The sequence below is a fragment of the Neobacillus niacini NBRC 15566 genome (assembly GCF_001591505.1).
GTDB lineage: Bacteria > Bacillota > Bacilli > Bacillales > Cytobacillaceae > Neobacillus > Neobacillus niacini.
Genome location: NZ_BCVA01000035.1, coordinates 56,672 through 65,143 on the forward strand (window position 1 = coordinate 56,672; position 8,472 = coordinate 65,143).

Sequence of the window (8,472 nt, forward strand, 5' to 3'; positions counted from 1 at the left end):
GATGTCATATAACATTAGGGGGTAAAGTAAATGAAAACTGAACATGTTAACCAAATTGCGGCTGCAATCAATGCAGTTAAAGCAACAGAAGTGAAGAATGTTTATTTTGTAGCTTGTGGAGGTTCGATGGCATCCCTTGCTACTGGGGATTATTTCTTAAACAGAGAAATTGAGATTCCAAGCAGAGTTTATACTTCTAATGAATTTGTTCATGTAAACCCACCAGGACTTGGTGAAGGAAGCGTTGTTATCCTTCGCTCACATTCAGGAACTACACCAGAAACAGTTGCTGCGGCTAAATTTGCAAGAGAAAAAGGAGCAGTAACGATTGCGATTTCTATGGAAGTTGATTCTCCACTTTGTCAAGAAGCTGAGTATACCGTTCATTACAACTATAAGGATGGCTCAGACGCGATTGACGGAGAAACTGGCATTTACTACAGCTTAATTTTCGGTATTTTGAATGCGGTTTCACCAAGTGAAAAATACGAAAGAGTATTAAATCAATTAAATAATTTAGAAACTCTTTTTGAATCAAACAGAAAACTGACTTATGATCGTGCATTCCAATTTGGAAGTGAGTACAAGCGCGATAAACTGATATATACAATGGGTAGTGGTGCTTACTATCATCAGGCATATTCGTTTACTAGCTGCTTGTTAATGGAAATGTTATGGATTCATTCTAATGCGATTCATACTGGCGAATACTTCCACGGGCCATTTGAAGCAACTGACTTTGATGTTCCATTCCTAATTATTAAAGGAGAAGGCGCTACTCGTCCATTAGATGAAAGAGCAATTGACTTTGCACAGAAATTCAGTAAAAAAGTTGAGGTTGTTGATGTAGCGGAATTGGATTACACAGGTATTGATGAAGATCTTAAAGAATACTTTGGTCCAGCTCTTGCAGGTGTTGTATTACGTCAATATGCAGATGGTTTGGCTGAGCATACAGGTCACCCGCTTTCAGTTAGACGCTATATGTGGAAAATGGAATATTAATCTAGAAATATTAGTCTTAACAACCCGGGTTCAACATGATAGATTATAAGGAAGATTTTCTAATATACTTATGGGACACAATCTACAAGTGGAAAAGGTTCAGTTGAAGGTTAATCTAATCTACTTTGTTGACTAGGACACTTAATTGAACTCACTCCATTTCATTATTTTAACAATAATAATTTGAATATTTTAAAGGGAGTGAAAAAATGAAAAAGTTTTTAGCAATTTTCATGACAGTTCTTTTATTAGCATTAACAGCGTGTTCCTCCTCAGCAGGAAACGAAGAAAAAAAATCAACGGATAAAGATGTTGTGGAAATCGATTTCTTCCATAGATGGCCGAATGAACCACGGAAATCTTTCTATGATCAGAAAATCAAAGAATTTGAAGAAGCAAATCCAGGTGTTAAAATTAATGTCAATTCTGTTCTAAACGATTCCTACAAAGAGAAAATTAGAGTCCTAGTTTCCAACGACGATCTTCCGCATATTTTCTCATCTTGGTCTGACTCATTTGCTCAAAATCTTGTATCATCTGATCGTATTATGGCGCTGGATGATATTTTAGCAGAGGATACTGAGTGGGCAGGAAATTTCATTCAGTCTCAATTTGCCGGTTTTACATTTGATGAAAAGAAGTATGGTGTACCGTTTACGGTTGACGGAAAGGCATTCTTCTATAATAAGGAAGCCTTCAAGAAAAATAATCTTGAAGTCCCTAAAACGTATAAAGAATTTATCACAGTTCTAGATAAACTAAAGGATGCTGGCTATGAAACTCCGTTAGTAGAAGGTTTGACCAATGGATGGGCGATTTCTCATTACATGGGAACTATTTTTCAAAGGGTTGTTGATCCTTCAGTAACAGCAAAGGATTATAACGTTGAAACAGGTGAGTTTACAGATCCAGGTTATATTAAAGGATTAGAAATCTTCAAGGAACTTACTGATTACATGGGAGATCTATCAACTGCGATTGATCACGAAGCTGCAAGGAATATGTTTGCAAGTGGTGAAGCACCAATCGTATACATGCAGTTTGCGGAAGTTAAAATGGTAGAAGATCAAGGTCTAAAAGATTTCGGATTCTTTGACTTCCCTGAAATCGAGGGTGGTAAAGGTGATTCTAAGGCACTTACTGGTGCACCTGAAGGTTGGATGTTAAGTAAGAATGCACCAAAAGAAGCAGTTGAATTCTTGAAGTTCTTAACATCTGAAGAAACGGCTTACGATTTCACGAAAACAGATGGACAATTGAATGCTGTACAGGGTGCGGTTGATGAAGGCAATACTTCTCCTGCCAGATTAGAAGCGTATGAAATTGTAACAAATGCTTCTGCAACAACACCGTGGTTTGATAATGCTGTTAATATTAATATTGCCGATATCTTCATGAGAGGCGGACAGACATTAGCAAATGAGCAAACGACTCCTGAAGAAATTATGAAGGAAGTACAAGCTGAAGCAAAACGTTTGAAAAAGTAGAAGGAATTCCCCTTCCCCCAAGATTCGAGGACAGTGTTCCTAAGAATCTTGGGGGAATCTAACAAACGAGTCGAAAATATTAGGGGTGGGGTCAATGCAAAGAAGGAAATTTAATATTATCCCTGTACTATTCTTATTGCCGAGCATCGCCTTGCTGCTCGTATTTGTCTATATTCCGCTGATACAAAACTTTTACAATAGCTTCTTTGATTTTTCAGTATTCTCTCAAACAAAAACCTTTGTTGGTTTTGAAAACTTTAAAGCCCTGTTAGCCGATAAAGTTGTAAGCGTTGCACTTCTCAACAATGTAAAGTACGCGATCATCTCTGTGGTCCTACAGGTGGGTCTTGCTTTAGTGTTAGCTTATATATTGGAAGATAAATTATTTCATAGAGTAGCCCCTTTCCTTAGGGTTGTTTACTTTATGCCAGTTATGATTTCCATATCTGTTGTTGCTTTACTTTTTGGGTTTGTTTACAACCCGCAAATGGGACTTTTAAACAGTTTTCTTGAATTAATTGGTTTAGAAAACCTAAAAGAGGTATGGCTAGGCAATTTTGAGATAGCCATTTATTCCGTCATTGCGATGTCACAATGGCATAGTATTGGGTTTGTTACCCTGTTATTTATCGTTGCGATTCAGAAAATTCCGAAAGAGCTTTACGAAGCTGCTGATATAGATGGAGCTGGAAAAATTAGAAAGTTTTTCAGCATTACAGTACCACAGGTAAAAGAAGCAATATTTGTAAACACGTTAATTACGATTACTGGATCTATGCTTGTTTTCAACGAACCTTATATTTTGACGAATGGCGGACCAGGTTTCAGTTCAACGGTTATGTCTGTACATATGTATCAGACTGGATTCGTGAAGGATAACATGGGCTATGCTTCCACACTGGCAATTATTATCTTTATTTTGACAGCGGTACTGGCGCTAATACAAATTAAATTGTCTCGTACGGGAAAGGATGATTAACATGGAGCAGGTAATAGAACCATCTGTGGAGAAGGTAATAAAACCATCTCGGAAACTACGGAAATTTAGTATTGGCCAATTTGTTACCATGTTAATGTTAGCGGCATTTGCAATCGTCATCCTTTATCCGCTTCTTTGGATGGTTATCTCTTCGATGAAGAGCTATAATGAGATCTTCAATGATGTCTGGGGGTTACCAAGTACTTGGCTTGTTGAAAACTACTCACTTGCCTGGTCAAAAGATATATCCGGCTATTTTATGAATAGTTTATTCGTTACAAGTGTAACCATTATTGCAGTTCTAATTATTGGCTCGATGGCGGCATTTGTACTGGCCAGATATAAGACTAGATGGATTGACATTGCGCTAATTTTTACTATCGGTGGAATGATGATGAATCCACAGGTTGCCTTAATTCCATTGTTTAATATCCTTACTTCGCTAGATTTGATTAATTCTCATTGGGCACTAATTTTAACGTATATCGCTTATCGATTGCCCTTAACGATTTTGCTTTTGAGAGGATATTTTTTAAGTATTCCAAAAGAACTGGAAGAGTCGGCCATTATTGATGGGTGTACTGAATTTGGTATCTATCGAAGAATCTATTTGCCGATGTCCGTGCCAATTTTGTTGACGACGATTGTATTGACTGCATTCTTTGCATGGAATGAGTTCTTATTTGCCACAATCTTTATTGATTCAGAAACACTAAAAACAATTCCATCAGGTTTAATGAACTTTAGAGATGCCTTACGAACTGATTGGGGTGTGCTCCTTGCGGGGATGGTACTCGCTTCGCTTCCAATGATTGCGCTATTAATTTTCTTGCAAAAGTATCTAGTTCAAGGTCTATCTGAAGGTTCTGTAAAGGGTTAAAGAAAGGATGAGCACGTTGAAGATTATTGCAATTGGAGATAATGTGGTAGATTGTTATTTGGATCAGGGGAAGTATTATCCTGGAGGTAACTGTGTCAATGTCGCTGTAAATTGTAAGCGTTCAGGTGCGGAGGGTGTCAGTTATATTGGGATTTTTGCCACAGACGACAAAGCAGATCATTTAAAAAGCGTTCTTGAGCTGGAAGGTATTCCTTATCATCGTTCGCGTGTGGCAGAAGGAATTAGTGGACAACCAAGCGTAAATCTTAGTGAGGATGGCGATCGTGTATTTGTAGGCGGACCAAAGAATACGGTTCAACATATTTTAAAATTAAAACTTACCCCTGAGGACTATGAATATATTAAAGAGTTTGATGTGGCTCATACTAGCTGCTATAGTTCAATGGAAGAGGAACTACCGGGCTTAGCTCAGCATATTAACCTATCCTACGATTTCTCTGATAAATATAATGCCGCCCAGCTTGAAAAGGTGTGCCCTTATATCAAACATGGATTTTTCTCAGGAGCTCATTTAAGTGATGAGGAACTGGAGAATTTAGTAGAGAGTATAGGGAAATATGGTTTGGAAACAATCGGTATTACCAGAGGGTCCAAGCCTGCTATTTTTCTCCACCAAGGTAAAAGGTATAGTCAAGAAGTGTTTGAAACTGAAATTGTTGATACAATGGGAGCAGGTGATAGTTTTATCGCTGGATTTTTAACAGCCTTCTACAATCAGAAGGATATGAAGGAATCCTTAGTCTTTGCTGCTGAACGAGCTAGCATTACTTGCGGGTTTTATGGTGGGTTCGGCTACCCAAAGGATTTAGAATAGTACATTTGATATAGCCTAATGCCATAAGGTAAAGGCTATTATTTTTAAGTAAAAGGATAGTTTTATAATCATTTTCTTATTATAATTACTATTAAAAGTAAATCTAAGAAGAGGTAACTTATGAATAAGGAAAAGTCTGTTGAAACAGAGAGCCCGGTGTTTTTGTATGATCAGGTAAAGCATGGCATTATGGAAATGATTAATACGGGAAAAATTGTTTCTGGCCAAAGACTGCCGAATGAGAAGGAATTATGTGAAGCCTTCGATACAAGCAGAATTACCATTAGGCGAGCGCTGAAGGAACTTGCAAGTGAAGGGGTTATTGAAATCATTCATGGAAAAGGGACCTTTGTCAAAAACGTGAAACAAAAAATCCATATTCTTAATTTACAAGGTTTTTCGGAATTGTCAGTAGCGACAGGCGATGGCAGTTTCACGAAAGAAATTTTAGTTAATCAAATTGAAACCGCTGACAAGGAGCTTATGGAGTATTTTGAACGTCATGAGCCATTTGAAGTGGTGAAACTTGTAAGACTTATAAAGGATGGAAATAATGTCTTTAGTGTTGACTATGCCTTTTTACCGTGTGATATATACCCTGGCATTTCAGAAAAAATAAAGGATAATGTTTCAACTTTTAAAGTTATACATGATGATTACGGAATAAATTTCGGCAAAGCGCGGAAGGAAATGGAGTTTATTCTTCCTCCTCAAGATTTAAGCAAGCTTCTTCAAGTCTCTCGAATGGAAACCGTCATTCAAGTTAAGAAATTAATCAAGGATGATCATGAAAGACCGGTACATTACTCCGTTTACTATCTCCTGGCTAATAAGGTAAACTTCTATATTGACGTCGATATGGACAGTAATCTAGATTTAACGGAATAATCTACAATAAAGACCTGTAGCTTGTGGCATGGGTCTTTGTTGTTTTTGGCATACTTTGTGGGGGAAAATGACGATGGCCAGTCTTGCGACTGGCTTTTTTGGCGTTATAAAGATGGTGGAATTGGTTAGGCAGGTAAGCAAATGGATTATGCAGGTAAACAAAGGGTTTTGGCAGATAAAAAGAGGAAAATGCAGGTAAGGGAGAGATTTAGGAAGGTATGGGAGGTGGAATGGCAGGTAAGAGGTGCAGATGATTGATTTATGTGCAATCTTAATCGGAGAAGGGGTTTTGCAAGGGTGTTTAAGAGGGGAGAAAATGAGGATGGCCAGTCTTATGACTGGGTTTTATAGGAGTTTAGTAGGATGTTGATTGTATTTATTCCTTTTTAATAGAAATTTTAGAATGATTTGGTATATTGTGAATATGATGGTGTTGATGGGTTGTACATAGTTGTTAGATAAATTGCAGGTGTTTGCTGGATTGTAAAATGAAGTTTTAGTATATTGGGGTACGATTTGGTGTATTTTTTATGACAATTCTCACTGACAATAGTAGATTTTTGGTATTTAATGTCGATATAGGGAACATGTGGCTACAGTGAGCCTGTAACTATGCACGTCATCTTCCGCTCACGCTCCAGATCACGTGCACCTAAGTTCAAGGTTTAACAATTCGCTTTTGCGTCATCTCTGAAGTGATTTCAGGGAGCCTTTTCTGCGAGATCACGCAACGCTCAGGGGGTGGGATCTTTGTGTCTTAAAACCAGGGTGAGCGGAAAATTGGAATTTCTATCGCCATGTGCTAACGCACATTGCGCTTCCGCTATCGCGTAAGCTTGCAAAACTTCCCATGCCAAGGCGTTTTTGTGAGCGAGCTCCCAAACGCTTGGCATGGGAAGTTTTGCGGCGATAGAAATTCCAATTTTTAATAGGTGGTGTTGTCGACACAAGATTGTAACAATGCTATAATGTTATCGGTTACAAGTTTCATTGTTATGAAAATTTACAACATTGGAGGGGATGGGCATGGAACTTTTGAATTTATATCAGAATAATTATCTGATAGTTTTTGTGTTCCTTTGTCTTGGGGTACTGCTGCCGTTGGTGGCGTTATTTTTAGGTAAGTTTTTGCGTCCTCATAAGCCGAGTGTCGAGAAGTATACCACATATGAAAGCGGTATTGATCCATTTCACGATTCCCGTGTACAGTTCAATGTCCGCTATTATATTTTTGCCCTTATGTTTGTTATTTTTGATGTAGAGACTGTATTTTTATACCCATGGGCAGTTGCCTATGATAAGCTTGGAGTTTTTGCATTAATTGAGATGCTGATTTTCGTTGTAATGCTGTTGATTGGCTTAATCTACGCTTGGAAGAAGAAGGTGCTACGATGGACTTAAAACTAGATGACCTTTCACCACAGGAAATGAAGGAATTAGAAAGAAATGTGTTTTTTGCAACGCTAGAGCAAATTAAAGCATGGGCACGCAGTAATTCGTTGTGGCCGATGACATTTGGTCTGGCTTGTTGTGCGATTGAAATGATGGGTACGGGTGGAGCAAACTATGACCTTGACCGATTTGGGACGATTTTCCGAACTTCTCCACGTCAGTCGGATTGTATGATTGTGTCTGGGACAGTTACGAAGAAGATGGCCCCGATTGTTCGCCGTTTGTATGATCAAATGCCAGAGCCGAAATGGGTGATTGCGATGGGATCTTGCGCAACTGCAGGAGGTCCATATGTGAAATCTTATTCTGTTGTGAAGGGTGTCGATCAAATCGTCCCTGTTGATGTATATATCCCTGGATGCCCACCAAACCCTGCTGCATTAATTTATGGAATCAATAAGTTAAAGGAAAAGATTCGCTATGAGGCGAAGACTGGGAAGAAGGTGATCTAACCGATGAGCGGGGAGAAGGATCTCGATCAATTAAAAAGAGAAGCGGCTGAGAAAGCGAAGGCGGCAGCGTTGGCAAAGCGCCAGGCAAAGGCAGCAGGAGAATCTCAAGAGTCTCCGAAGCAGGAGGGCAAACCTTTTGAACAAGCGCTTAGTCAGATTGAGTTGCCAGCCCAGTCAGAACAGCCAGCGGGAACACCAGCAGAAGATGGTGCAGATCTAGCGAAGAAAAAGGCAGCAGCAGCGGCGAAAGCTAAAGCGGCTGCATTAGCAAAGAAGAAACGAGAAGGTATCGTGGAGGAAGAGGCTCCTGCTCCGGTTGAAGCAGCAGAAGAAACGCCAGCGGCTGAAGATTCGAGTGAGGGAGACGACCTTGCGAAAAAGAAAGCGGCAGCAGTAGCGAAAGCAAAAGCTGCGGCGGCGGCAAAGCGGAAAGCGATGGAGTTAGCGGCAGGCAATGCGCCGGCAGAAGAACCAGCAGCTGAAGCGGAAGCAAG

At 39.3% G+C, this 8,472-nt stretch carries 9 protein-coding genes and 1 pseudogene; all 10 read left to right on the forward strand.

Annotated features, from left to right (window positions below):
- Positions 1-30 precede the first annotated feature (30 nt).
- Positions 31-1,005 (forward strand): SIS domain-containing protein, encoded by a 975-nt coding sequence (locus tag BANA01_RS21050; RefSeq protein ID WP_063254607.1) that lies wholly within the window; start codon positions 31-33, stop codon positions 1,003-1,005.
- Positions 1,006-1,214: 209 nt separating this feature from the next.
- Positions 1,215-2,492, forward strand: a complete 1,278-nt coding sequence (locus BANA01_RS21055; RefSeq protein WP_063254608.1) for an ABC transporter substrate-binding protein — start codon at positions 1,215-1,217, stop codon at positions 2,490-2,492.
- Between the two features lie 94 nt (positions 2,493-2,586).
- Positions 2,587-3,471 carry a carbohydrate ABC transporter permease gene (locus tag BANA01_RS21060; protein WP_063254609.1) on the forward strand — a complete coding sequence of 295 codons (885 nt, stop codon included), beginning with the start codon at positions 2,587-2,589 and terminating at the stop codon, positions 3,469-3,471.
- Between the two features lies 1 nt (position 3,472).
- On the forward strand, positions 3,473-4,351 hold the full coding sequence (locus tag BANA01_RS21065) for a carbohydrate ABC transporter permease (RefSeq protein ID WP_157411845.1): 879 nt from the start codon (positions 3,473-3,475) through the stop codon (positions 4,349-4,351).
- Between the two features lie 7 nt (positions 4,352-4,358).
- On the forward strand, positions 4,359-5,186 hold the full coding sequence (locus BANA01_RS21070) for a PfkB family carbohydrate kinase (protein ID WP_235847196.1): 828 nt from the start codon (positions 4,359-4,361) through the stop codon (positions 5,184-5,186).
- Positions 5,187-5,306: 120 nt separating this feature from the next.
- Positions 5,307-6,074, forward strand: a complete 768-nt coding sequence (locus tag BANA01_RS21075) for a GntR family transcriptional regulator (protein WP_063254612.1) — start codon at positions 5,307-5,309, stop codon at positions 6,072-6,074.
- Between the two features lie 73 nt (positions 6,075-6,147).
- Entirely contained in the window at positions 6,148-6,273 is a 126-nt protein-coding gene (locus tag BANA01_RS30670; RefSeq protein ID WP_268875103.1) for a hypothetical protein, read from the forward strand.
- An 827-nt stretch (positions 6,274-7,100) separates the two neighbouring features.
- Positions 7,101-7,475: an NADH-quinone oxidoreductase subunit A gene (locus tag BANA01_RS21080; RefSeq protein ID WP_063254613.1), complete on the forward strand. Its 375-nt coding sequence runs from the start codon at positions 7,101-7,103 to the stop codon at positions 7,473-7,475.
- Positions 7,466-7,978, forward strand: coding sequence for a NuoB/complex I 20 kDa subunit family protein (locus BANA01_RS21085; protein WP_063254614.1), 513 nt, complete (start codon positions 7,466-7,468; stop codon positions 7,976-7,978). The genes BANA01_RS21080 and BANA01_RS21085 overlap by 10 nt, the downstream gene beginning before the upstream one ends.
- Before the next feature lie 3 nt (positions 7,979-7,981).
- Positions 7,982-8,472 (forward strand): annotated as a pseudogene (locus tag BANA01_RS21090) (NADH-quinone oxidoreductase subunit C); the annotation flags it as partial.